The organism is Stenotrophomonas sp. GSD10 (genome assembly GCF_056172695.1).
This window is the reverse complement of sequence record NZ_JAOCMC010000002.1, coordinates 1,191,366-1,214,570: the sequence shown is the minus strand read 5'-3', so window position 1 is coordinate 1,214,570 and position 23,205 is coordinate 1,191,366. Positions and strand designations below refer to the sequence as shown.

General features: G+C 66.9%; 19 protein-coding genes, 5 tRNA genes and 3 pseudogenes. 5 read left to right on the top strand and 22 right to left on the bottom strand.

Features of this window, described 5'->3' with window-relative positions:
* Nucleotides 1-42: 42 nt before the first annotated feature.
* The 3 genes from N4G47_RS05795 to N4G47_RS05785 form a co-directional block, all read right to left on the bottom strand.
* Nucleotides 43-116 (bottom strand) — tRNA-Cys (locus tag N4G47_RS05795).
* A 66-nt stretch (nucleotides 117-182) separates the two neighbouring features.
* Nucleotides 183-258 (bottom strand) — tRNA-Gly (locus N4G47_RS05790).
* A 142-nt stretch (nucleotides 259-400) separates the two neighbouring features.
* Nucleotides 401-476, bottom strand: a tRNA-Gly gene (locus N4G47_RS05785).
* A gap of 129 nt (nucleotides 477-605) precedes the next feature.
* Between N4G47_RS05785 and N4G47_RS05780 the strand changes: the two genes are divergently transcribed.
* The 5 genes and pseudogenes from N4G47_RS05780 (at nucleotide 606) to N4G47_RS05760 (ending at nucleotide 4,326) form a co-directional block, all read left to right on the top strand.
* Nucleotides 606-1,007 carry a hypothetical protein gene (locus N4G47_RS05780; RefSeq protein ID WP_475285767.1) on the top strand — a complete coding sequence of 134 codons (402 nt, stop codon included), beginning with the start codon at nucleotides 606-608 and terminating at the stop codon, nucleotides 1,005-1,007.
* Nucleotides 1,000-1,452, top strand: a complete 453-nt coding sequence (locus N4G47_RS05775) for a hypothetical protein (RefSeq protein WP_475285766.1) — start codon at nucleotides 1,000-1,002, stop codon at nucleotides 1,450-1,452. Before N4G47_RS05780 ends, N4G47_RS05775 begins: the two co-directional genes overlap by 8 nt.
* 140 nt (nucleotides 1,453-1,592) lie before the next feature.
* Nucleotides 1,593-2,186: pseudogene (locus tag N4G47_RS05770) on the top strand (T6SS immunity protein Tdi1 domain-containing protein); the annotation flags it as partial.
* A gap of 560 nt (nucleotides 2,187-2,746) precedes the next feature.
* Nucleotides 2,747-4,066: a hypothetical protein gene (locus tag N4G47_RS05765; RefSeq protein WP_475285764.1), complete on the top strand. Its 1,320-nt coding sequence runs from the start codon at nucleotides 2,747-2,749 to the stop codon at nucleotides 4,064-4,066.
* Between the two features lie 71 nt (nucleotides 4,067-4,137).
* Nucleotides 4,138-4,326 carry a hypothetical protein gene (locus N4G47_RS05760; protein WP_475285762.1) on the top strand — a complete coding sequence of 63 codons (189 nt, stop codon included), beginning with the start codon at nucleotides 4,138-4,140 and terminating at the stop codon, nucleotides 4,324-4,326.
* Here the strand turns inward: N4G47_RS05760 and N4G47_RS05755 are convergent.
* The 19 genes and pseudogenes from N4G47_RS05755 to N4G47_RS05665 form a co-directional block, all read right to left on the bottom strand.
* A complete protein-coding gene (locus tag N4G47_RS05755; RefSeq protein WP_475285761.1) occupies nucleotides 4,303-5,250 on the bottom strand; it encodes an HlyD family secretion protein in 948 nt (315 codons plus the stop codon). The genes N4G47_RS05760 and N4G47_RS05755 overlap by 24 nt on opposite strands.
* Entirely contained in the window at nucleotides 5,247-5,975 is a 729-nt protein-coding gene (locus tag N4G47_RS05750) for an ABC transporter ATP-binding protein (RefSeq protein WP_475285759.1), read from the bottom strand. Before N4G47_RS05750 ends, N4G47_RS05755 begins: the two co-directional genes overlap by 4 nt.
* 10 nt (nucleotides 5,976-5,985) lie before the next feature.
* Nucleotides 5,986-7,125 carry an ABC transporter permease gene (locus tag N4G47_RS05745; protein ID WP_475285757.1) on the bottom strand — a complete coding sequence of 380 codons (1,140 nt, stop codon included), beginning with the start codon at nucleotides 7,123-7,125 and terminating at the stop codon, nucleotides 5,986-5,988.
* Nucleotides 7,122-8,495 (bottom strand): TolC family protein, encoded by a 1,374-nt coding sequence (locus N4G47_RS05740; RefSeq protein ID WP_475285755.1) that lies wholly within the window; start codon nucleotides 8,493-8,495, stop codon nucleotides 7,122-7,124. The genes N4G47_RS05745 and N4G47_RS05740 overlap by 4 nt, the downstream gene beginning before the upstream one ends.
* A gap of 194 nt (nucleotides 8,496-8,689) precedes the next feature.
* On the bottom strand, nucleotides 8,690-8,878 hold the full coding sequence (locus tag N4G47_RS05735) for a hypothetical protein (RefSeq protein WP_475285753.1): 189 nt from the start codon (nucleotides 8,876-8,878) through the stop codon (nucleotides 8,690-8,692).
* Nucleotides 8,879-8,988: 110 nt separating this feature from the next.
* Nucleotides 8,989-9,064, bottom strand: a tRNA-Gly gene (locus N4G47_RS05730).
* 262 nt (nucleotides 9,065-9,326) lie between these two features.
* Nucleotides 9,327-9,402, bottom strand: a tRNA-Gly gene (locus N4G47_RS05725).
* 156 nt (nucleotides 9,403-9,558) lie between these two features.
* Nucleotides 9,559-10,185 carry a CDP-diacylglycerol--glycerol-3-phosphate 3-phosphatidyltransferase gene (gene pgsA / locus N4G47_RS05720; protein ID WP_021203601.1) on the bottom strand — a complete coding sequence of 209 codons (627 nt, stop codon included), beginning with the start codon at nucleotides 10,183-10,185 and terminating at the stop codon, nucleotides 9,559-9,561.
* A gap of 18 nt (nucleotides 10,186-10,203) precedes the next feature.
* Nucleotides 10,204-12,048: an excinuclease ABC subunit UvrC gene (gene uvrC / locus N4G47_RS05715; RefSeq protein WP_475285751.1), complete on the bottom strand. Its 1,845-nt coding sequence runs from the start codon at nucleotides 12,046-12,048 to the stop codon at nucleotides 10,204-10,206.
* Complete coding sequence (locus N4G47_RS05710) at nucleotides 12,045-13,457, bottom strand: hypothetical protein (protein WP_249844476.1); 1,413 nt, start codon at nucleotides 13,455-13,457, stop codon at nucleotides 12,045-12,047. The genes uvrC and N4G47_RS05710 overlap by 4 nt, the downstream gene beginning before the upstream one ends.
* Entirely contained in the window at nucleotides 13,454-13,942 is a 489-nt protein-coding gene (locus tag N4G47_RS05705; RefSeq protein WP_475285748.1) for a low molecular weight protein-tyrosine-phosphatase, read from the bottom strand. The genes N4G47_RS05710 and N4G47_RS05705 overlap by 4 nt, the downstream gene beginning before the upstream one ends.
* The gene (gene kdsB, locus N4G47_RS05700; protein ID WP_475285746.1) at nucleotides 13,939-14,712 is read right to left on the bottom strand and encodes a 3-deoxy-manno-octulosonate cytidylyltransferase; all 774 of its coding nucleotides are present in this window, start codon (nucleotides 14,710-14,712) and stop codon (nucleotides 13,939-13,941) included. The genes N4G47_RS05705 and kdsB overlap by 4 nt, the downstream gene beginning before the upstream one ends.
* Before the next feature lie 75 nt (nucleotides 14,713-14,787).
* Nucleotides 14,788-15,806 (bottom strand): annotated as a pseudogene (gene lpxK / locus N4G47_RS05695) (tetraacyldisaccharide 4'-kinase).
* Nucleotides 15,806-17,552 (bottom strand): annotated as a pseudogene (gene msbA, locus N4G47_RS05690) (lipid A export permease/ATP-binding protein MsbA). Before msbA ends, lpxK begins: the two co-directional pseudogenes overlap by 1 nt.
* The gene (locus tag N4G47_RS05685) at nucleotides 17,549-17,971 is read right to left on the bottom strand and encodes an ExbD/TolR family protein (RefSeq protein WP_014036620.1); all 423 of its coding nucleotides are present in this window, start codon (nucleotides 17,969-17,971) and stop codon (nucleotides 17,549-17,551) included. Before N4G47_RS05685 ends, msbA begins: the two are co-directional and overlap by 4 nt.
* A 3-nt stretch (nucleotides 17,972-17,974) precedes the next feature.
* A complete protein-coding gene (locus tag N4G47_RS05680; RefSeq protein WP_057495839.1) occupies nucleotides 17,975-18,637 on the bottom strand; it encodes a MotA/TolQ/ExbB proton channel family protein in 663 nt (220 codons plus the stop codon).
* 3 nt (nucleotides 18,638-18,640) lie between these two features.
* Complete coding sequence (locus tag N4G47_RS05675; RefSeq protein WP_475285744.1) at nucleotides 18,641-21,055, bottom strand: DNA internalization-related competence protein ComEC/Rec2; 2,415 nt, start codon at nucleotides 21,053-21,055, stop codon at nucleotides 18,641-18,643.
* Between the two features lie 40 nt (nucleotides 21,056-21,095).
* Nucleotides 21,096-22,439: a sensor histidine kinase gene (locus N4G47_RS05670; protein WP_475285743.1), complete on the bottom strand. Its 1,344-nt coding sequence runs from the start codon at nucleotides 22,437-22,439 to the stop codon at nucleotides 21,096-21,098.
* A gap of 1 nt (nucleotide 22,440) precedes the next feature.
* Nucleotides 22,441-23,112: a response regulator transcription factor gene (locus tag N4G47_RS05665; RefSeq protein ID WP_249844484.1), complete on the bottom strand. Its 672-nt coding sequence runs from the start codon at nucleotides 23,110-23,112 to the stop codon at nucleotides 22,441-22,443.
* Between the last annotated feature and the right edge of the window lie 93 nt (nucleotides 23,113-23,205).

Here is a 23,205-nt window from a genome sequence, read left to right as displayed (position 1 = left end):
ACGTCAGGCAAAGAAAAAGCCCTGATAAATCAGGGCTTTATTTGGAGGCCTCAAGCGGAATCGAACCGCTGTAAACGGATTTGCAATCCGGTGCATAGCCACTCTGCCATGAGGCCAACGTACTGCGCGTCAGGAGCGTAGCCCTGACAAGACAAAACCCCAAGATGGGGCCTGTCGGAACATGGAGCGGGAAACGAGACTCGAACTCGCGACCTCAACCTTGGCAAGGTTGCGCTCTACCAACTGAGCTATTCCCGCATAAGCCGACATGGTACCGGAAATCCGGAACACACACCAGCGATTTCACCTTTCTGACTGCGCGCAAAGCCTTGTGGCTCAACGTGCCCCGCCTTGCCGTGGCGGGAGAAAAACAAGGCCCCTGTCGGGGCCCTGTAGAATCTGGAGCGGGAAACGAGACTCGAACTCGCGACCTCAACCTTGGCAAGGTTGCGCTCTACCAACTGAGCTATTCCCGCAGATTCATTCGACCTGCGTCGAAGGAGCGCTATTGTGTCCAAATTCCTTCACGTCGTCAACAGTCTTCACACGATGCGGTCATGGCCCTGCGCCGTGGGGTACGCTGCCCCGCCCGGCCCGGTTCGCACATGTTCCTTCGCGGTATGCCCCTGCTGATCGCCCTGCTGCTGCATCTGCTGGTGGCGCTGCTGTTGTGGGCACTGATTCCATTGGGCATGAGCTGGTATCGCGACACCGTCGGTTTCACTTCGCATCGCGATATCGGCCTGGGCATCGCCCAGTTCCATCTGTTCTGGATGCTCATCGGTGCCCAGCCGCTGATCGCCGTGCTGCGGCCGCTGCGGGCCAAGCTGCTGGTCCTGGCAATTCCGTTGGCCTTCGCCACCTGGATGCTGATGCACAACCATCCGCTGCGCATGCTCTATTTCACCGTCGGGCCTGGCCTGCTGACACTGGCTGCCATCTTCGCCAGCCGGCGCCTTTCATCACCCGGACCTTCGCTGCCCAGCACGGACACCGCAGATGCCTAGGCGCTACATCCGCTTGTTCTGGCTGCTGGTCGCACTGACCTGGCTCGCCCTGATCGCCGCACTGGTCAATGCCGGCTTCACGCCCGACTACTGGCTGCTGCGCCGCCTGGAAGGCGCCGAGCTGCCCTACCCGACCAGCACCGTGATCCTGTTCGCGCTGCTGGGTACCGTTGAACTGGTGGTGACCGCGCTGATCGTGCGGCCCTGGCGGTTGAAACGCCTGTGGCTGCGCTTGCTGATCGCCTTTGTCCTGCTGCTGGCATGGTCGGTGCCGTGGATGCTGTCGGCGATGCATCAACCGCCCGTGCACGGCATGCACCTGCTGTGGTTGCTGCTGCTGGACGTCGGCCTGCTGCTGGCGCTGTGCCTGGTCTCGGCAGTGAGCGCGTGGCAGGCGATCAGACGTGCAGCTACAAACCAGGCGAGATCCACGGATGGGCGATGATGTTCAGCCCCGGAACCGGAACGACGAATGCAGCCCATGCTTTTCGGACTAGTTGCATGGCCCGGCAGCAGATCGATGGTGGACAGTAATCGACCCGAGGTATGCAGTGCAGTCCGTGCTTCCATTGATGGCGCCCTGCAATGACCTCCTGTCGATCCAGGACTCACCATGCAGCTGCCCAGCAAGCCGGCTTTCCAGCCCCCGGCGATGTAGACACCAAAGCACGCGAACGTGAAAGCGGGCTGCCTACCGCACTGCACGACCTGCTGGTCCGCCGTGGGCGAACGGTGTTCAGGGGTGGCCGGATTCAGCTATGCCATCCGCAGGACCTCGCAGGCGTGATGGAGCTTGTGCTCGCACATGATCGAGACCTCATGCCTGCCGACACCCTCGCTTACGCATATTCTGCGTTTGGCACCCTCTACTTCATCCATGCGAAGTACGGCCCAGGTCAAATCGATCTCCTGAGCGGTTCAATCGTCTGCAGGCAGTTGACTGAAGGCACATCCTTTCCCGGCTGTCCGAGCCAGGGCGCAACGTCGGCCTTCCGGCTTCCCGACGAAGCGTTGGACCTGATCGGCGATGACGGCGCACCACTGTTCGATGCGGCCGTGCTGAAGCATGGTGCCTTGCGTGCAGGACAGTGTTTTGGATTCTTCCCGGCACTCGGCCTGGGAGGCGTCGCGCAGCTGGACTCATTGCAGGTGGTCGATGCACCGGTGCACTTCGCGATCCTGGCCCAGCTCATCGAGTTCCAGCTTTTCCAGGAGGCATCGAACGGCGAACGGGTCGCGATCACCCGACAAGCGCCCGCACCGACACCTGAAGACATCGCTGCTCGACTTTCCCCGGAATGCCCCTTCCAGGTGGTCCGCTACCAGGACATCAAGGACGAAATTCCAGAGGACTCAGAGTACCGAGGGGAAAGGTACGCCATTGACAACCCAAACGAGCTGGCTCTGCTCGCCCCCGGTGACCTCCAGCTCGACACACTGGATCTGGACGACCCGCTGGCTCCATGGCGGGAAGGAGAAGCAGACGAGTACATACAGTTCATCCTGGTCCGCGGCGATCTGCAGATCACCCGCCACATCCACTGCCTGGAAACCGACGGCGCGTGCGGACTGATTGTCTCGGGCAGCCTGACCTCGACCAACGTCATCGTCGGGGGCAGGAGATCCGGGTGGGCGGCGATCTCCGTGTCAGCGAGATGTACTGGGGCGACAACAACCATGGCCACCTCCACGTTGCCGGACGTACCGAGGCAGCGCTGCTCATCCAGACCGACTACTCCATGGAGCTTGAGGGTCCGATCCAGTGCCTGCGCAGTATCGACGATGTTGGTGCCATGGATGGAGATGAGCTCGCCCAGCTCATCGAGCCGGACTGCCTTTTCAGGGAGGACTCGCATCCGGACAGCACCTGGTCGCTGAGCGCGGAAACGATTGTTGAACGACTGGACGCCGGGAGAAGCGTCATACGCTTGGAAGGCCTGACAGCGGCGGATCCGCTGTTGTGTGTACTCAACCTGTTCAGCGATGCCAATGTCAGCCCGGAGAACTTCCTGCGCATCTGTGGCAAGGACATGCTCCCCAAAGATACGTGTGAGTATCAGTTCAGCCGCAGCGGAATCTCACTTCGCGTGCAAGCGGACATCGAACATCCGGATACCCCGGCATACATCATCCAGATGGAACGTCCGTCAGAGCGGACGGGCGCCCGCTTGGTGATGGAACACGTGGAGACAACGGTGGGTGTGATTGATCGCCTTCTGGGCCGCCAACCTGAGAGGGGCTGGGGCCTTTGGAAGTACGTATGCAACGATACAACGCTGGACGAGCCGGAATGGATTCAGGTCGAGGCGAACGAGATCAAACCACCGTTCATCGCCTTGATCCTCGAGGGCTGGCGCTTCCTCCAGGAGGGTGCATCCAGTCGCCATTGGACCACGCAGATCATTTCTCCGTCAGACATCCGTACCCTTCTTTCATTGGCGATCTGTCAACCGTACGACGACTACGACGATGAAGATCGGTGCGGGCTCTGGGTCGGCCACTGCCATGCGGCGTTCCGCCAGCAGAAGAGTGCCCCTGTCATTGAAGAACCCATACTTCGCTTGTCCAGGGAACTGCATCAACCTGATGGAACCAGCATCATCGAAAGCTACTACTACGATGTCGAGACTTGCCTGGACGGTGAGGAGCGTGTCCGCATTCGGCACAAGGCAGACCAGGATCTGGATGAGCCCCCGCTCAGATCGATCCGGTCGGAGGAGCTGGACTCGCTGATGCACTACGCCTGTTCAAGCTCGGCGCTCGGGAAATGCGTTTCACCAACGCCGGTCTTCTGGACGGCGAAGTACCCTTCTTCGCGGACGAAGATGCCTTCGCACTGGAATTCTGGACCGAGCAAGGTTACCTGGCCAGCTAGATGCCCTCATCCCACCACCGCGCCGGTGCCTCCAGGACCTTCTGGCAGCTGGCCATGCTCATCTGGCTGCTGCTTGTCTGCGCGCTCGTCCATGCAGGATTTCAACCCGATCATTGGCAGTTGCACCACACCGATTCCGGCACAGGGCCCTATCCCACCGGCTCAGTCATTACCTTCGCACTGATCATCGCTGTAGAGATCGTCGCGCTGGGCCTGATGCTGCAACCTTGGCGATTCCACCGCTTGTGGCTGCGCATGCTGATCGGCATCCTGCCGTGGCTGGGCTGGACCCTGCTGTGGGGCGCGACGGCCATGCATCAATCGCCCGTGCGCGGCGTGCACATGCTCTGGTTGCTGGCCGCCAGCGCCATCCTGCTGCTGGCGCTGCTTGTGATCGCGCCGGTCTCCGCCTGCCCTCGGCTACGGCGTTGGCTCAACCGCTGACCGCGCCTGCTTCCGGAACTCCACCCGCACGTGCTGGCCGAAGCGCGCCTTGGCCTCGCCATCGAACTCGAGCACGCACTCCACCACCTTGGCCACGCCACGCCCCGCATCTTCCGGCAATCGGGCCTGCGCGAACACCGGGCTGATGCGCACCACGCGCGCCAGTGGCAGCGGGGTGGCGTTGCCGGCGCCATCGCTGTCCGGCACCACGGTGGCCTGCATGCCCACCTGCACCGCATCGGCGTAGGCGGAACTGAGTTCGGCGCGCACCTGCAGCGGGCGCGCCGGCAGCAGCGAGATCGCCGGCTTGCCGGCCTGCACGAAGGCACCGGGGCCCGGCACCAGGCCGACCACGGTGCCGGCCTCCGGCGCACTCAGCGACATCTGCTGCAGCTTCAGCCGGGCGTGCTCGAGTTTGTGCTGGGCCAGGTCGACCTGCGCAGCGGCCACGTCGGCATCGACGCGTACACCCGCCAGCTGCTGCCGGGCCGCGTCAGCCTGCTGGTTGGACGACACGCCTTCGCTGGCGCCGGTGGCCAGGCGGCTGGCGTTACGCTCCAGTTCGCGCAGCTGCGCCTGGCTGCCCTTCAACCGGTCATTGGCCAAGGCCAGATCGGCGCTGGCCATCGCCACCTCCTGTTGCAGCAATGCACCATCCAGCGACAGCAGGAGCTGTCCCTTCTTCACCAGCGCACCCTCCTTCACTGGCGCAGCGCTGATCGAGCCATCCAGCGGCGGCGCCAGTGCAATCAGCCCGCCTTCGACGTCGATGATGCCGCGCGCCACCGCGACCTTCCCGGCCGCGCTGCCGGCCTTGCCTGCAGGTGTTGGCGCTGGCGTGGGGGCGTCCTTGGAGCAGGCGCCGAGCAGCAACGCTGCGGACAGTGCCAGGCTGAGCGGGAGCAGGTGCGACGTCTTGGTCATGGGGCGGACTCTACAGTTTCGTTCTGGCGGCGGTCATCACGGACCATGCCGTCTTCCATGGCGATCACCCTGTCGGCATGCCGAATCAGGCGAGGATCGTGGCTCACGCACAGCACAGTGGCGCCATGTGCACGCGCGTAGCGATGCAGGATGTCGATCACGCGTTGACCATTCTCGGCGTCCAGCGCGCTGGTCGGTTCGTCGGCGAAGATCAGCGTCGGCGACTTGGCGAAGGCGCGCGCTACCGCCACGCGTTGCTTCTCACCGCCGGACAGCTGCGCCGGCCGCATATGGCTGCGATGGCTCAGGCCGACCTCTTCCAACGCCCTGCGTGCCAACGGTTCACTGTCGCGATTGCGCATGCCACGGTAGCCCAGGGGCAGCTGCACCTGTTCCAGCGCGGTCAGCGCCGGGAACAGATTGAAGCCCTGGAACACGAACCCGACATGATGCAACCGGAACCGCTCCACCTCGCTGCGGCTCATGTGCCCCACATCCTGGCCGAGCGCATGCACACGACCGCCATCGGGCGACGACAGGCCGGACAGCAGCGACAGCAACGTGCTCTTGCCGCAGCCGGACGGTCCTGAGACCAGGGTCAGTTCACCGGGATAGATGTCCAGTGACAGGCCGCGCAGCACCGGCACCTGCACATCGCCGGACAGGAAGCCCTTCTCCAGTGCGTCGGCCTGCAGGGTTGGCGCAACGGCGCGTGTGGATGTCATCGGCCGGCCCTCAGCGCAGCAGCAACGATGGATCGGAGCGGACGACACTGCGTACCGCCATGATGCTCGACAGCATGGCCATCACCGCGACCAGCGCCACGCAGCCGAGGATGACCATCGGCGTCAGCTGCACCGGCACGCGCTGGGTCTGCGCGATCAACAGCACCACGGTGCTGAACGCCGCCGCCAGCAACATGCCCACACCACCAATCAGCAGCGCCTGCTCGAACACCACCCGCGCCAGCGCATAGCGACCGGCACCGAGTGCATTGAGCGTGGCGTACTCGCGCACCGAACCGGCCACCACCGAAGCGAACGACTGGTTGGTGATCACCGCGCCAACGAAGCAGACGATGACCGCCATGAACAACACCGCGATGCCAGCGCCGGTATCGAACAACCAATACTGCTGCGAGCGGCTGGCGAACTCGGGCGCGGTCCAGAACTCGACCGGTGTGGCCTGGCCCATCGATGCGGCCAAGCGGTCGCGTACGCGATCGGCCAGCTCCGGCGAGCGCAGGCCCGCCACGAAATAGGTGCTGCCTTCATGCGGATCGGTGCCGGCAATGGCACGTGCGGTATCCAGCGAGGCCAGCACGTTGACACCACCAAGACCACGCAGGCCGGGTTGTGCGGCGACCACACGCACCGCCTTGCCGTTGATCCAGGCACGGTTGTTCTGCAGGTCCACGCCCAGCGTATCCAGATCGGCGCTGTCGACGATCACTGCTCCCGGCTCGCGCAGTTGCGCACGCAGGTCAGCCGGCAGGATGCGCGCGAACATCATCGCGTCGTCGGCGGTGGCGATGCCGGACAGGTACACCGACACGTTGCCGGTGCCCGGCGCACTGGAGCGCCACTCGCCATCGACCCACTCGTAGGGTTCGACCCGGGTGACATCCGGGTCCATGCGCAGGTGGCTTTCCACATCGGCGCTGATGGCATGACCGTAGTTGACGCTCTGTGTCCCGGGAAAACCGGCCCAGATATCGGCCGACGACGCTTTCACGTACATCGCAGCGGTGCCGAAGATGCCCAGCACCAGCGCCGCCTGCACGATCAGCAGCACGCCAGCGAAGCACATCGCCATCACCACCGGCAGGAACCGGCGCCACTCATAGGCCAGGGTCTTGCGGGCCAGCGCGATCATTGCGCCGCATCCTCGGTATCGACCGGCAACGGTGCGCCACCAAGCGCGCGGTACAGCGACGCAAACGCCAGCACGCGCGCGCCCTGCACACCGATCAGATCAGCCTGCGCGGCGAGTGCGGCACGCTGCGTGTCCAGACCCTCGAATTCGCTGGACAGGCCCAGCTGCACTTGCCGTGCCTGGCGCGTGACCTGCTGTCCGGCAGCCTCATTGGCCGCATGCAGCGACTGGATGCTGCTGTCCTGTCGGGCCAGGCTGCCCAGTGCGCCTTCTACTTCGCTCACGCCTTCCAGCACCGCCTTGCGGTAGCCCAGCAACGCGGCGTCCAGCTGCTTGTCGTCGGCCTGGAATCGCGCACGGCGCTGGCCCCAGTCCCACAGCGGTATATCGATGTAGGGGCCGATCGAGGGGCTGGAATCAGAGTTGGAGCGCGCATTCTGGGTGAGGTTGTAGGCGTACAGGATCGAGCCGCCCAGACTGACCCGCGGGTACATCGCCGCGCGCGCGGTGCCCTTGTCGGCCACAGCCTGCAGCACCGCCGATTCGGCCAGCAGGATCTGCGGGCGGTGCCGCAGCAGGTCCGCTGGCACCTGCTGCAAGGCAAACACACCGAGTCTGGGCGGCGTGCGATAGGCGCGCCACGTCGGGTCCGGGCCATCGCGGCCGAGCAACAGCGCCAGTGCACGCGCTGCGCTGTCTGCATTCTCACGCGCCTGCGCCGACGCCGCGCGCGTGGCCGCCTGGCGCGCCTGCAGGCGTTCCAGCTCGCCCGGCTCATCCAGGCGCAGGCGCTGCCGCACCCGGGCCAGCTGCTCGCCGCGATCGTCCACGGCCTGCTGGCGGGCCAGCAGGTCCTGCTGCGCCTGTGCCACGGTCAGATCCAGATAGCTGCGCACCACATCGGCAATCACAGCCACCTGCGCCGCGCTGCGCAATGCTTCGGCATTGCCGGCCGATGCCTGCGCCGCCAGATGCGCGCTTTCGGCGGCACCGAACAGGCCCAGGTCCCAGATCGCTTCGATGCCGGCATGGAAATAGGTATCGACGGCAGCGGCGTCCTGCACCTGCTTGGCGCTGGCCGAGATCTCCGGCAGGAAGCGCGAGTCGGCGGTACCGGAGACGATCCGCACCGCCTGCAGGCGCAGCGTGGCCTGCTGCAGGTCGAGGTTGCCGGCGATGGCCTGGTCGACCAGACCATCGAGTGCCGGGTCGGACAGTACCTTCCACCACTGCCGCGCATCCACCGCCACGCCCCTTCCCGGTGGCGGCTGGGTCCAGGCGCTGGGCGTATGGTCAGGCAGGTCTGGAACGGGCACCGACATGCAACCGGCCAGCGCCAGGCTGGCCAGCAATGCGCCCGGACGCAGCATTCCCTGCAAGGTAAGTCCGCGCCCGGTCCTGGGCATTGCCACTGGAGTGATACGCCTGACCACCGGCCCGCCAACGTGTTAAGGGAGCACGCAGGCTACCGTGCGATTGTGGAGCGAACATGGAGAAATGGTCCGAAAAAGGTCACAGCACGCGTGCGGTTCAGGCAACGCCGACCGAGTCTTTCACTACGCTTTCAATGCGTTCCCGGCACGGAACACTGGACGACTTTCACGGTGTATTGCCGCTGGCGAGTGACTGCCTTGATCACCACACTGATTGTCGCCGCACTCGCGGTCGCGTTGAGCACCCCGCTGGCCTCGAACGCCGTTCTGCTCCTGATGGAGCACAGCAACGTCATTCCCGGTGAATCTTCGATCTTCACGTTCGAACCGTGCGCGGTGCCCAGGCCAGGGGACGCACGCTGACGGGGCGATGGTGCACCCGGAGTGCCAAACGAAAAACGCCCCCTTGCGGGAGCGTTCTTCTTGAATCTGGAGCGGGAAACGAGACTCGAACTCGCGACCTCAACCTTGGCAAGGTTGCGCTCTACCAACTGAGCTATTCCCGCAGATTCCGTTCGACCTGCGTCGAAGGAGCGCTATTGTGTCGATATTGCTGCACGGCGTCAACAGGAGATTTCACCTGCATGGCCGGGCAGCGTTCAGGCCCCAGGCTACGTTCCCCGGTGTGCAGTCCGACGTTGAGCGGTCAATCGCCCGGCAGATGATCCATCCCCTGTGCAGGCGCCGCTTGCCATGGAACGCCGGTACCGTGCAGCGCGTTGTCCGCAAACGAAAAACGCCCCCTTGCGGGAGCGTTTTTCTTGAATCTGGAGCGGGAAACGAGACTCGAACTCGCGACCTCAACCTTGGCAAGGTTGCGCTCTACCAACTGAGCTATTCCCGCTTGGGAGGCGAAATTCTACCCGTTCCAAGGATGGCGTCAAGCGCCTTTTTCGGGTCTGCAAGGCGACCTGCATTACGCATCCACGCATGGCGTGGATGGAAACATCATCGTTGGGGTCAGCGACCTTTCCCTGGGAAATGGGTCCGACCCCGGCACTCAGTTGCCCAGCTTCTTCTGCCGCGAGCGCTCGCGCGCGGCGCGCTCATCTTCGCGCAGGCTCGGCCAGGCGGCGTGCAGGTACTGCAGGCCCGACCACAGGGTCAGCACCGCGGCAATGGCCAGCGTCCAATCACCGATGTGGAACACCGGCCAGCCCATCCAGATATCTTCCACCGGCACGTTCGGCGCGACCGAGTACAGCAGGCACAGCAGCGCGACCATCTGTGCGGTGGTCTTGATCTTGCCGATCATCGCCACCCGCACCTTGGCGCGCTGGCCCAGCTCGGCCATCCATTCGCGCAGCGCCGACACCGCGATCTCGCGGCCGACGATCACCGCCGCCCAGAAGGCCATCCACGGCGTCGGGTGGCCCTGCACGATCAGGAACAGCGCCACCGCCACCATCAGCTTGTCCGCAACCGGATCGAGGAAAGCGCCAAAGGCCGACTCCAGCTGGTAGCGGCGGGCGATCCAGCCATCGAGCCAGTCGGTGATCGCGGCCAGGCCGAAGATCGCCGCCGAAGCGAAGTTGGTCCAGGTGTAGGGCAGGTAGAACACCAGCACCAGCACCGGGATCATCACGATCCGCAACAACGTGAGCCAGGTGGGCAGGGTCAACTTCATGCTTGCGTGCTTCTCTCTCTACTCGGCCGCATCGGGCGTGGCCAACCCGTGCAGGTTAGCGTAGATACGCGCCGCAAGGGCGTCATTGATGCCTTCCACCTTGGCGATTTCCGCCTCGCCGGCGGCCTTGAGGCCGACCAGACCGCCGAAATGCTTGAGCAGGCTGGCACGGCGACGTGGGCCGATGCCGGGGATGTCCTCCAGCTTGCTGGTCATCCGGGCCTTCTGGCGACGGCCGCGGTGGCCGGTGATCGCGAACCGGTGCGCCTCGTCGCGCACCTGCTGGATGAACTGCAGCGCCGGATTGGCGGCCCCCGGTCGCAGCTCACGGCCATCGGGTATCACCAGCGCTTCGTGGCCGGCGCGGCGCTCCACGCCCTTGGCCACGCCCACCAGCAGCACCCCTTCCACACCCAGGTCGGCCAGTGCGGACTGGGCCTGGGCCAGCTGGCCGGCACCACCGTCGATCAGCAGCACATCCGGCAGCACGCCCTGCTCTTCCACCGCACGACGGAAGCGACGGTCGATGGCCTGGCGCATGGCGGCATAGTCATCGCCCGGCTCGATGCCGCTGATGTTGAAACGGCGATACTGAGCGCGCACCGGCCCGGCGGCGTCGAACACCACGCATGAGGCCACGGTGGCTTCGCCCAGCGTATGACTGATATCGAAGCATTCCACCCGCTTGACCGGCTCGGCCAGGCCCAGCATGTCGCGCAGTGCATCGCTGCGCGCATGCTGTGCGTTGCGGCTGTTGAGCTCGGTGGCCAAGGTCAGCTGCGCGTTGCGGCTGGCCAGTTCCACGTAACCGGCGCGCTCGCCACGCACGTTCCACTTCAGCTGCACCTTGCGCTCGGCCGAGGCCGACAGCGCCGCCACCAGCAGATCGGCATCGGGAATCTCGCGGTCCAGCAGGATCTCGCGCGGCGGCTCGAACTCGATGTAGTACTGCGAGACGAACGCGGCCAGCACTTCCTCCGCGCTGTCCTCGCCATTGGTGCGCGGAAAGAACGGACGGGTGCCGAGGTTGCGGCCGTCGCGGAACGCCAGCAGCAGCACGCAGGCCTGCGAGCCCTGCATGGCCACCGCCAGCACGTCCAGATCGGCGGCGCGGCCATCCACATACTGGCGGGTCTGCATGCTGCGCAACGAGGAAATCAGATCGCGCAGGCGCGCGGCCTGCTCGAACTCCAGCGCCTCGCTGGCGGCCTGCATCTGCTCACCCAGCTCGCGGGTCAGCTCATCACTCTTGCCTTCCAGGAACAGTGCGGCGCGGCGCACCGACTCGGCGTACTCGGCCGGCGCCACCAGTTCCACGCAGGGCGCGCTGCAGCGGCCGATCTGGTACTGCAGGCACGGCCGCGAACGGTTGCGGAACACGCTGTCCTCGCAGCTGCGCAGCTTGAACAGCTTGTGCATCAGGTTGAGCGTCTCGCGCACTGCAGTGACGCCCGGGTACGGCCCGAAATAGCGTCCGGGAATGGCACGCGGGCCACGATGCAGGGCGATGCGCGGCCAGTCTTCACGGGTCAGCAGCACATGCGGATAGGTCTTGTCGTCGCGCAGCGAGACGTTGTAGCGCGGCGACAGCGACTTGATCAGCTGGTTCTCCAGCAGCAACGCCTCGGCTTCCGAGCGCGTCACGGTCACGTCCATGCGCGCGATCTGCGAGATCATCGACATGATCCGCGCATTCTTCGGGCTGCCGTTGAAGTAGCTGCCCACTCGGTTGCGCAGTGCGCGCGCCTTGCCGACATACAGCAGGGTGTCGTCGGCGGCGTACATCCGGTACACACCGGGGGCCGTGCTCAGATGGGCCGCGAAGGCCTTGCCGTCGAAGGCCGGGGCGGAAGCGTCGGTCATTCGCTGATCGGTACTTCGCTGAGCACGCCGCTGTCGGGGTCGAACCGCAGTACGGCATGCGCATCGGTCTCGGCGATCCACACCGCGCCCGCACCGACGGCCAGGCCCGCCGGGCCGTGCAGCCGGCGCGGCAATGGCTGGGTGGTCAGTTCACCGCCGCCCAGGCGCAACGTGCGCAGATGGCCGTTGCCGGTATCGGCAATCCACAGCAGGGGCGCCTCGGGGCTCAGCGCGATCGCCTGCGGGAACTGCAGGCTGGCCTGCGCGCGTGGGCCGTCCTCATGGCCAAAGCGCCAGGCCCCCTGGCCGACCAGGGTCTGCACCAGATCACCGCGCAGCTGCAGCGCGCGGATCGACGAGCCCAGCGCATCGGCCACGTACAGCACCTGCTGCACCACGGCCAACGCAGTCGGCTGGGCGAAGGCGGCCAGGTGGCCACTGCCGTCACGCTCATCGATCGACCCACTGCCGGCGCGCCACTGCAGGCTGCGCTGGCCCAGATGGAAACTCCAGATGCGGTTGTCGCCAGCCATGGCGATGTGCAGCTGGTTGTCGGCAATGGCCAGGCCGGTCGGATGGTCCAGCGAGACCTGTCGCGCCTGCGCGACCGGCCCTTCCACCGGCGCACCCGGGCGACCGTTGCCACACAACGTGTCAACGATACCGGTCAGCAGGTTGATACGGCGTACGGCATGGTTGCCGGTGTCGGCCACGTACAGCGAATCGCGTTCGAGCACCAGCGCCTGCGGACGGTGGAACGCCGCCTCGGCCAGGTTGCCGTCCATGAAATCGGCGGTACCGAGGCCGAACTGGCGCAGGATGCGCCCGCCATGGCTGCATTCAAGGATGCGGTGATGGCCACTGTCGGCGATGTAAAGCCGTTCGGTGCTGACTGCCAGGCCGAGCGGAAAGCGCAGCGGATGGCGCGGCTCCGGATGCAGCTCGCTGCCTCCACGGGGCGGCGCCAGAGGCGCACCCTGGCACAGCGCGTTCAAGGCGCGTTCCAGGTCCCCGGGGGCGCCCTGCCCGACCAGCCGCTGCTGTTCGCGGCCCTGTGCATCCAACAGCACCAGCGTCGGCCACGCGGTGATGCCGAAGCGGCGCCAGCCGTCCCAGTCGGTATCAAGCAGCACCGGCATCGACAAGCCCTGCCGACGCAGCAGTTTCAGTGCGGCATCGGCCTCACGCTCGAAATCGAATCGCGGCACCTGCAGTACCAGCGGCTGCAGCTTGCCGGGGTGTCGCGACAGCCATTGGCCGAACTCGGCCAGGCGCTGCGCGCTCCACGCGGAGGCGGCATTGACGAACAACAGGGCCACCGGCCGACCGCGCAGTTCGGTCAGCGTGCAGGGCGTGGCATTGAGCCAGGCGGCAAACTCGGGCAGGTCCGGGACGGGCTGGACGTTCATGACCCGATTATGCCGGAGTCGGCGTCATGCAACAGTCGTGCCACCGCACGTTTTGCAGCTTCGTCCACCAGCGTCCAAACCTGTTCGAACTGCTCGCTGCCCCGGGTGTAGGGATCCGGGATCGCGCCCGCTCCCTGCCCGCCCGACCAAGGTAGATACAGCGCCAGGCGCTCGCGCTGGGCGGGCGATGCCAGGCGCCCGGCATCGCGCAGATTGGCCGGGTCGGCACACAGGATCCAGTCGAACCGGTCGAAATCGCGGGCCTGCAACTGGCGTGCACGCAGCCCGCCGATATCCACACCATGACCGGCCGCGCAGGCGATCGCGCGCCGATCCGGCGGCTCACCCACGTGCCAGTCACCGGTGCCGGCCGAATCGACCTGTACCCGCCCGGCCAGCGGCGAGGCGTCCAGGCGGGCGCGCAACGCGCCTTCGGCCATCGGCGAACGGCAGATGTTGCCGAGGCAGACGACCAGCAGTCTCATCGTGCGGTCAGCGCCTGCAACAGCGCCTCGGCGCGCTCCAGGTCTTCGGGCGTGTCGATGCCCGGCGGGAACGGCTCGGGCGAGATCGCCACGCTGATCGGGTAGCCGGCTTCGAGCACGCGCAACTGCTCCAGCGATTCGATCTGTTCAAGCTGCCCTGGCGGCATGGCGGCGAACTGCTGCAGGAAACCGGCACGGTAGCCGTAGATGCCGATGTGGCGCAGCCAGGCATGGCCTTCCGGCAGTGCCTCACGACTGCGCGCGAAGCCATCGCGGTGCCAGGCGATCGGGGCACGGCTGAAGTACATCGCTTCGTTGCGCACATTGCGCACCAGCTTGACCACGTTCGGGTCGAACAGCGTAGGCGCGTCCTCGACGGTGGTGGCCAGGGTCGACATCGGCGCAGTGCCGTTGACCAGTGCCTCGGCCACGGCGCGGATACCTGCCGCCGGCGCGAACGGTTCGTCTCCCTGCAGGTTGACCACCACGGTGCCATCGGCCCAGCCGGCAATACGTGCACACTCGGCCAGGCGGTCGGTGCCGGACGCATGTGACGCAGCGGTCATCGCCACCTTCACTTCGGCCAACCCGGACAGCGCATCGGCAATGCGCTGATCGTCGGTGGCCACCCACACCTCGCCGGCACCGGCCTGCAACGCGCGGCGCGCCACGTGCAGCACCAGCGGCTCACCGCCCAGCAGGCGCAAGGGTTTTCCCGGCAACCGCGAAGCGGCATAGCGGGCCGGAATGGCGACAACGAATTCGGTCATGCGGGCGGTACTCGGCAGGCTCGTTACAACGGGAATGCGGCCGGCGGCGTGTGAATGCAAGCGCCGCCGCGCCACTCAGTTCGGTCGCAGCTTGTCCAGGCGGTCGGTCAGCGCCACCCAGAACGCGGCCGGCAGCTCGGCGCGCAGTGGCACCGCATAGTGCCAATCGTTGCCAAACGCACGGCATTTCACCGCATCCTTCTCGGTCATCAGTACTGGCAGCTGGCTGCCAAACGACAGATCCTGCGGCCGGTAGGTCTGGTGGTCGGCGAAGGCATGCGGCACCACGCCGATGCCACGCACACGCAGCATGTCGAAGAAGCGCTGTGGATGGGCAATACCGGCCACTGCATGCACGCGCTGGCCCTTGAAGTACGACAGCGGGCGCGCGCGACCGCCGGCCAGCGGCTGCGCACTGTCGATCTGCAACGCCATCGGCCACTGCCCGAAACCACAGGCCTGGGCCGCGCTTTCCGCCTCGGCCTGGCCGAGGTTGACCACGCGGAAGTCGCATTCGCTGGCGCGGCTGACCGGTTCACGCAGCGGCCCGGCCGGAATCATCAGGCCATTGCCATAGCGGCGCTGCGCATCGACAACTTCGATCTCGATATCGCGCGCCAAGCGGTAGTGCTGCAGGCCGTCATCACAGACGATCACATCACAGCCAGCCTCGACCAGCGCCCTGCCAGCCGCCACCCGGTCGCGGTCCACGCGCACCGGCACGCCGGTCTTCCAGGCGATCAGCACCGGCTCGTCGCCGCCCTTGGCGGTCGGCGTATCGGCCTGCACCCACAGCGGTGTGTCGGCGTCTTCGCGGCCGTAGCCACGACTGGCCACACCCGGTTTCCAGCCGGCCGCACGCAGGCGTTCAACCAGGGCGATGGTCAGCGGCGTCTTGCCGGTCCCCCTGCGGTGATGTTGCCGACCACGATGACCGGTACCGGCAATGCGTGGCGCTTGCGCCAGCCGCGCCGGTAGGCACGCCGGCGCAGCGCGGTGACGCCGGCATACAGCGGTGCCAGCAGGCGCATCGCCCACGGAACCGGCGCGCCGTCATACCAGTACGGCGGGGTCTGGGTACCCTTGCCTGCCATCAGTCCTGCCTTTCGCGGAACTGCATGCTGTGCAGGTGCTGGTACAGCCCCCATCTCAAGCAGCTCGCGGTGGGTGCCGCGTTCGACGATGCGGCCGTGGTCCATCACCAGCACCTGGTCGGCATGTTCGATGGTCGACAGGCGGTGGGCGATGACCAGCGTGGTGCGTTCCGGCATCAGGCGCTGCAACGCATCCTGCACCAGCCGCTCGGACTCGTTGTCCAGCGCCGCCGTGGCTTCATCGAGGATCAGGATCGGCGCATCACGCAGGATCGCGCGGGCGATCGCCAGGCGCTGACGCTGGCCGCCGGACAACAGCGCACCGTTTTCGCCGACCGGGGTCTGCAGCTGCTGCGGCATGCGTGCGATGAATTCCCAGGCGTTGGCTGCTTCGGCCGCGGCGCGGATCTGCGCGTCGGTCGCTTCCATGCCATAGGCGATGTTGGCGGCGATGGTGTCGTCAAACAGCATCACCTTCTGCCCGACGATGGCCACCTGCCGGCGCAGATCGGCCAGCGGGTAATCGTCCAGGGCCACGCCATCGAGGGTGATGACACCGCCACTGGGCTCATAGAAGCGCGGCACCAGCCGGATCAGGCTGGTCTTGCCGCTGCCGGAGCGGCCGACGATGGCCGTGACGGTGCCCGGCCTGGCGACGAAGCTGATGTCGTCCAGGGCGATGCCGCTGTCTTCGCGGTAGCGCAGCATGACGTGGTCGAACGCAAGCTCACCCCGCACGCGCTGCACCGTCGTGCGGCCCTCGTCGCGCTCCACCGGCATGTCGAGGATGCCGAACAGGCGCTCGGCGGCAGCCACACCGCGCGAGATCGAGGTCTGCACGCTGGTCAGGCGGCGCAGCGAAGGAATGATGGCCATCATCGAGGTCATCAGGCCCATGAACTGGCCGGCATTGAGGCGACCGGCCAGCGCTTCACGGGTCGACACCCAGACGATCACCGCCAGCGCCAGTGCGGCCAGGAACTGCACCACGCTGGAGGCAGCGGCGCGGGTGACTTCCACCTTCATGTTCAGCGCCAGCATGCGGTTGGCCAGGCGCGAGTAGCGCGAGATCTCGTGTTGCTGGGTGCCGTGCACCTTCACTTCCTGCTGTGCCGCCAGCGACTGCTCGGCGGTCTGCGCCATCGTGCCCATGCCATCCTGGATGCCACGGCTGATGCGGCGGTAGCGCTTGCCCACATAGGACACGATGCCACCGATCAGCGGCACCACCAGCAGCATCGCCAGGGTGACCTTGACGCTCATCTGCAGCATCACCGCCAGCATCGCGATGATGGTCAGGGTATCGGCCACCACGGTCTTGAGCGCATCGGCGCTGGCCTGGGTGACCTGTTCGGTATCGAAGTTCAGGCGGCTGACCATCACCGGCGTCGCTTCGGTATCGAAGTGCGACGACGGCAGGTGCAGGTACTTCTGCAGCACCTGCTCGCGCAGGTCGCGCACCACGCTGCGGCCGGTCTTGGCCAGCGTGTAGTCGCTGACCCAGGTGGCCACGCTGCGCATCAGGAACAGGCCCAGGATGGTCAGCGGCAGGATCACCGCCATGCGCGGTTCGGGGTTGACGAAACCGCGGTTGACCAGCGGCTCCATCAGCTTGGTGAAGTGATAGCCGGCCAGGGCTTCGACCACCATGGCGATGACCGCACCCACCATGAACACCCAGTAGGTACGGGTGTAGCCCAGCAGACGTTTGTAGATCGGCCACACCGGCGCGTGATGGGAACTCATGGACGCACCTCTGGCGCAGTTGCAATGGCGATACGACGGAAACCGAGCTGACCGAGCGCGTCCTGCGCGGTCACCACGGCCTGGTAGGGAGTGCGTGCATCGGCGCGCAGCAGCACCGGCTGGCTGCGATCACTGCCGGCGACGGCGGCGATGGTCTGCTTGACCGACTCGACGTCGCTGCGCAGCACTTCCTGGTCATTGATGAAATAGCGGCCTTCGGCGTTGATCAGCACGCTGAGCGAACGCGGCGGCTCGTTGTTGGGCTGCTGGCTGGCGGTCGGCAGCTGCACCTGCAGCGTCGAACGCGCATCGAAGGTGGTGGTGACCACGAAGAAGATGATCAGCACCAGGATCACATCGATCAGCGGAACCAGATCGATATGCGGCTCATCCTGGGATCGGTCGTTGCCGATGCGCATCGATCAGGCCTTGGCCGTGGCGGGGCTGGCCGCACGTGCTGCCGGCGCGGCGTTCATCACGCCGGGGCGGCCGTCGAGCGTGTCCAGCAGCGCGCTGGCTTCCTGCTCCATCTCCACCACATAGCCATGGATGCGGCCCTTGAAATAGCGATGGAACATCAGCGCCGGAATGGCCACGATCATGCCGGTGGCGGTACACACCAGCGCCTTGCCGATGCCGCCGGCCAGCTGGTTCACGTCGCCCACGCCATGGTCGAGGATGCCCAGGAACATCTGGATCATGCCGATCACGGTGCCGAGCAGGCCCAGCAGCGGGCCGGCCGAGGCGATGGTGCCCAGCGCATTGAGAAAGCGCTCCATGCGGTGCACCAGATGGCGGCCGGTGTCCTCGATCCGCTCGCGGATCTGGTCACGCGGACGGTTGCGCGCTTCCAGCGCGGCCGCCAGCAGCGCGCCCAGCGGCGAGTTGGCGCGCAGGGTCTGCAGGTGCGCCGGGTCGAGCTTGCCGCGCGCGGCCCAGTTGCGCACTTCCTGGCCGAGGCCCGGCGGCAGCACCTCGGTCCGCCGCAGGGACCAGAAACGCTCCAGGATGATCGCCAAAGCCAGTACGCCCAACAGCAGCAGCGGCACCATCGGCCAGCCACCGGCCTTGACCAGTTCCCACACGTTTCAACCCTCCGGCCCAACGGCCGCTTGTTCGATCGGCGATAGGATAGCAGCCGACCGTGCCCGCCCAGCGGCATCCCACCACCGGGACGCGTGGATACGCTGTTCACGCAGCTGCAGCCCCTGTGCGCCAAGCCATACGCGGATCGCTCCGGACTCGGCGGTGGTCACCACCTCGGCCCCCTGCGCGCGCCAACGCCGCACCACCTCCGGCCGCGGGTGGCCGAAGCGGTTCTGGTGCCCGGCCGAGACCAGCGCCAGCCGTGGCGCCACCGCCGCCACCCACGGTGCGCTGGAACTGCCACCGCTGCCGTGATGGGGGACCAGCACCACATCCGCACGCAACTGCGGCGAAGAGGTCGCCAACAGCGTCGTTTCAGCAACCCGGCCGATGTCGCCAGGCAACAGCACCACGCCATGGGCGCCCGCCACACGCAGCACGCAGCTGCCCTCGTTCACGGCCTGCCGGCTGCCGGCGGCGGGATGCAGTACCTGGAAGTCGACGCCATCCCAGTGCCAGCGCAGGCCTGCCCGGCAGGGCCGGGCCCCGGCGATGGCGCTGCCGTCGGGCGCCAGCAGCGCCAGACCCGGATGCTGCCGGCGCACAGCAGGCAGATTGCCGGTGTGATCCTGATGGTCATGGCTGAGCACCGCCTGCTGCGGCATGGCCTGGCCCAGCGCACGCAGCGCCGGCACCAGGGTGCGTTCATTGCTGTCGCCCCCGGCCGCTGGCCCGACGTCGTACCAGAGCGCATGCCGCGCCGTGCGCAGCAGCACCGCCGTGCCCTGGCCGACGTCATGCACCAGCAGTTCCAGCTCGCCCTGCCGCGGCCCTTCACGCGCCGGCCACAGAAGCGGCAGGCACAGCAACAGGCCCGCCAGGCCACCGCCTGCGCCGCGCGGCAGCAACCACCAGAAGACACCTAGCAGCGCCGCTGGTACCGCCCATGCGGGTGCCTCGGCCAGCCACCACATCGCCTCTGGATGGACGGCCAGCGGCTGCAGCACGCGCCAACTGAGGTCGAACAGCCACGCCGCAGCCCACCATGCCCAGCGCCCCGCACCCTCATGAAACGCCTGCAGGCCGGTACCCAGCAACGACAGCGGCACCACCAGCAGGCTCCACCAGGGAATGATCGGCAGATTGACCAGGGGGCCCAGCCGGGCGGTGCCGCCAAACAGCGCGATGCCCAACGGCAGCAGCCCCAGGCTGGCCACCCCCTGCGCGGTGAGCAGGCCATGCAGCCGTTCACGCAACCCCTGCGGTGGCGACTGCGGCAGGCACCACAGCAGCCACAGCACCCCGCCGAAGCTGAGCCAGAAGCCGGCCGACAGCACCGACAGTGGCGAAGGCAGCAGCAGCGCCAACGCTGCCAGCGACACCCCGTGCGCCACACCGAGCGGGCGCCGGCCGCCGCGCGCCAACGCGAGCAGGCCGATCATCACCGCCGTACGCACCGTGGGCAGCGCACCGCCAGCCAGCACCGCGTAACCGGCAGCGGCCACCGCCGCCGCGCCGGCCGCCGCCTGTTGTCGGGGCCAGTGGCGGCCCAGCTGCGGGCAGAGCCACCACAGCAGCCGGCACAGCAGCACACCCAGCCCCGCGACGATGCCGACATGGAATCCGGAAATGGCGATCAGATGGGTCAGGCCGAGCGCGCGGAGCTGCTCCCAGTCGGCATCGGACAATCCTCGCGTATCACCCAGCGCCAGCGCCTGCACGAAGCGCGCGCCGGGGCTGACCACCTGGGTGGCGATGGCGGCGCTGCTGCGCTCGCGCCAGGCTGGCAGGCCAAACGCGGGTTGCAGCTCGCGTGCGCCAGCCGGGTCGCGCACCGTGGCAGTGCCAGCGATGGCCTGCAGCAGCGCATGGCGCTCGCCATCAAATCCTCCGGGATTGATCCTCGAGCGCGGTGGCCGCACCCGCAATGCCAGCTGCCAGCGCGCGCCTGCCCGCAGCTGCTGGCGTCCACTGCGGCGGCCTGCCGTCGTACCCCGCCACGGATCCTTCCAGCTGACCTGCAGGCGCTTGCCTCGCAACAACGGCAGACGGTCGTCATCGTCCACGCGCAGCAGGAAACGGGTCTGGCCGGAGCGATGCTGCGGCAAGTCGATGATCCGCCCACGAACCACGACATCCTGCGCCGATGCACCCGGCGCAAGCTGTTGCTGCAATGCCCAGTGCCCGTGCAACGCGGTCCAGGCCAGGCCGAACAGCGCAGCCGCCGGCACCCGTCCTCGCCAGCGCAGGATCCAGGCGCACAGCGCGCCCACCGCCGCCACGGCACACAGCCACAGAGGCGGCAGTGCCGGCAGCTGCACGCAGGCCAGCGCGCCCAGCACCAGGCCGGCGGCGCAGCCGCCCCCAACACCGTTGCACCGGATCGATCGACAGCCATGGCCGCAGCCTGCGGCCACCGACCGTCGCCTGCCTATCAGCGTTTGCCGCGTTCGGAGGTCAGCGCCGAACGCTGCCGCGGTGGAAGTTGACCCGGAAACTGGCACCGCCGCCGGCGGCTTCGCCGACACTCACCGATCCGCCGTGATGCTGCACGATTTCCTTCACCAGATGCAGGCCCAGGCCGCTGCCGCTGCCGGCCGCGCGCAAGCGGTGGAACGGCTCGAAGATCGCCTCGCGGTCTCCCACCGGAATGCCGGCGCCCTGGTCGCTGACCTCCAGTAGCGCGCGCGTATCCAACCGCACGCAGATGATGCCGCGGCCACCGCCGTGGACGATCGCGTTGTGCACCAGATTGGCGATCACCCGCCCCAGGGCCAGGCCATCGCCATGGATCCAGACCGGCACGTCCGGCGCATCGACCTCGAACCCGTAGCCGGCACCCACCACCAGAGGCGCCAGATCGGCGGCCGCCTCACGCACCAGCAACGCAAGGTCTAGCCGCTGCAGCGCGCCCACGTTGCGATCCAGCCGCTGCAGGTCGAGCAGGTGCTCGGCAACATTGCCCAGCCGCGCCACGTCGGTCAGCAACTGCGACTTCAGCTCGCCCTGTGGCAGCTGCGACAGGCGCGCCTGCACCACCGCGATCGGGACACGCAGTTCATGCGCCGCATCGGCGAGGAACTTGTCACGCGCCGCGTAGCCCTGCTGCACCTTGTCGATCGCATCATTGAACGCTTCCACCAGCGGCGCCACTTCGGTGGACACCAGCTGCGCATCCAGCCGTGCGCCCGGTTGGCCGATATCCAGCTCCTTGGCCTGCTGCGCGGAACGACGCACGCCACGCATGGCGCGGTGGATCACCGTCGGCATCACCAGCAGCGTGACCACGATCAGCGGCAGGAAGAACCACAGACCGATCAGCCGCAGCACCATCAGCGCGCCATCGAGCAGGCCACCCTTCGGCGCGCCGCCCACCATCACCGTGATGCGGCGCCCCTCCTCGTTGCGGATCATCACCCGCGCCACATCCAGATAGGGCGGTACCAGTGAACCGAGCTCGGTGGCGCCCAGCGTCGGCAAGCGGGCCAACAGTGGCGCGTGCACTGCCGGCAGGGTGCCACGCTCGAGCCAGACACCCTTGTCATCGACCGCAGCGAACCACAGGTTGCCGCCGGCCTGCGCATCGAGGGCGTTCCAGCGCGCCTGGTCCAGCACCAGCCGGCCGTTTTCGCTATGCACCGCTTTGGCCACCGCCTCGGCCATGAACATGTCCATGCCCCAGGTGTCCTTGTCACCCCAGGTCAGGATCAGCGCTACCACCGCAAACAACACGGTGAACGCCTGCGCAAGGAACAGGCGCCAGGCCAGGCCCAGAGTGATGGAACGGATCGGACGGGCCATCTCAGGCCTCCGCCAGCAGGTAGCCGACGCCCCGGATCACGTGGATCTCCACGCCGGCACCGGCCTGTTGCAGTGCCTTGCGCAACTTGGAGATATGCGCGTCGAGCGCGTTGGACTGGATCTCATCATCGAAACCGTACACCGCCGCCTCCAGCGCACTGCGGGTGACCGTGCGCCCCTGCCGCATCGCCAGCGCCTGCAGCACCAGCACCTGCCGGCGTGGCAACGGCAATGGCTGGCCTTCGACCCGTGCCTGCAACGATTCGAAGTCGAATTCCATACGCCCCAGCCGCAGGCTGGGCGTGACCATCGCCGAGGGGCGCCGCGACACCGCGCGGATGCGCGCCATCAGTTCTTCGATCGCCACCGGCTTGACGAGGTAGTCATCGGCGCCGACATCCAGGCCTTCAACCTTGTCCGACAGCGTGCCCTTGGCGGTCAGCATGATCACGGCCAGGTTCGGCCGCAGCGCACGGGCCGTGGCAACGAAGCCAGCACCATCACCATCGGGCAGCTGGCGGTCGAGCAGCATCAGCTGGTGCACCGGCTCGCGCAGCGCGATGGCGGCTTCGGCCAGGCTGGCGACCACGTCGGCGACCACGCCCTGCCGCTCCAGGCCCGATTGCAGGGCACGGGACAGATCGGGATCGTCTTCGACCAGGAGGATGCGCATGAGGGGCTCGGCTACCGGAAACGGTGCCGATCATAGTGCCTGGCGCCGCAGTTTTGCGCCGATCGCAGGCGACCTCGCTGGCGCAATGTTCTG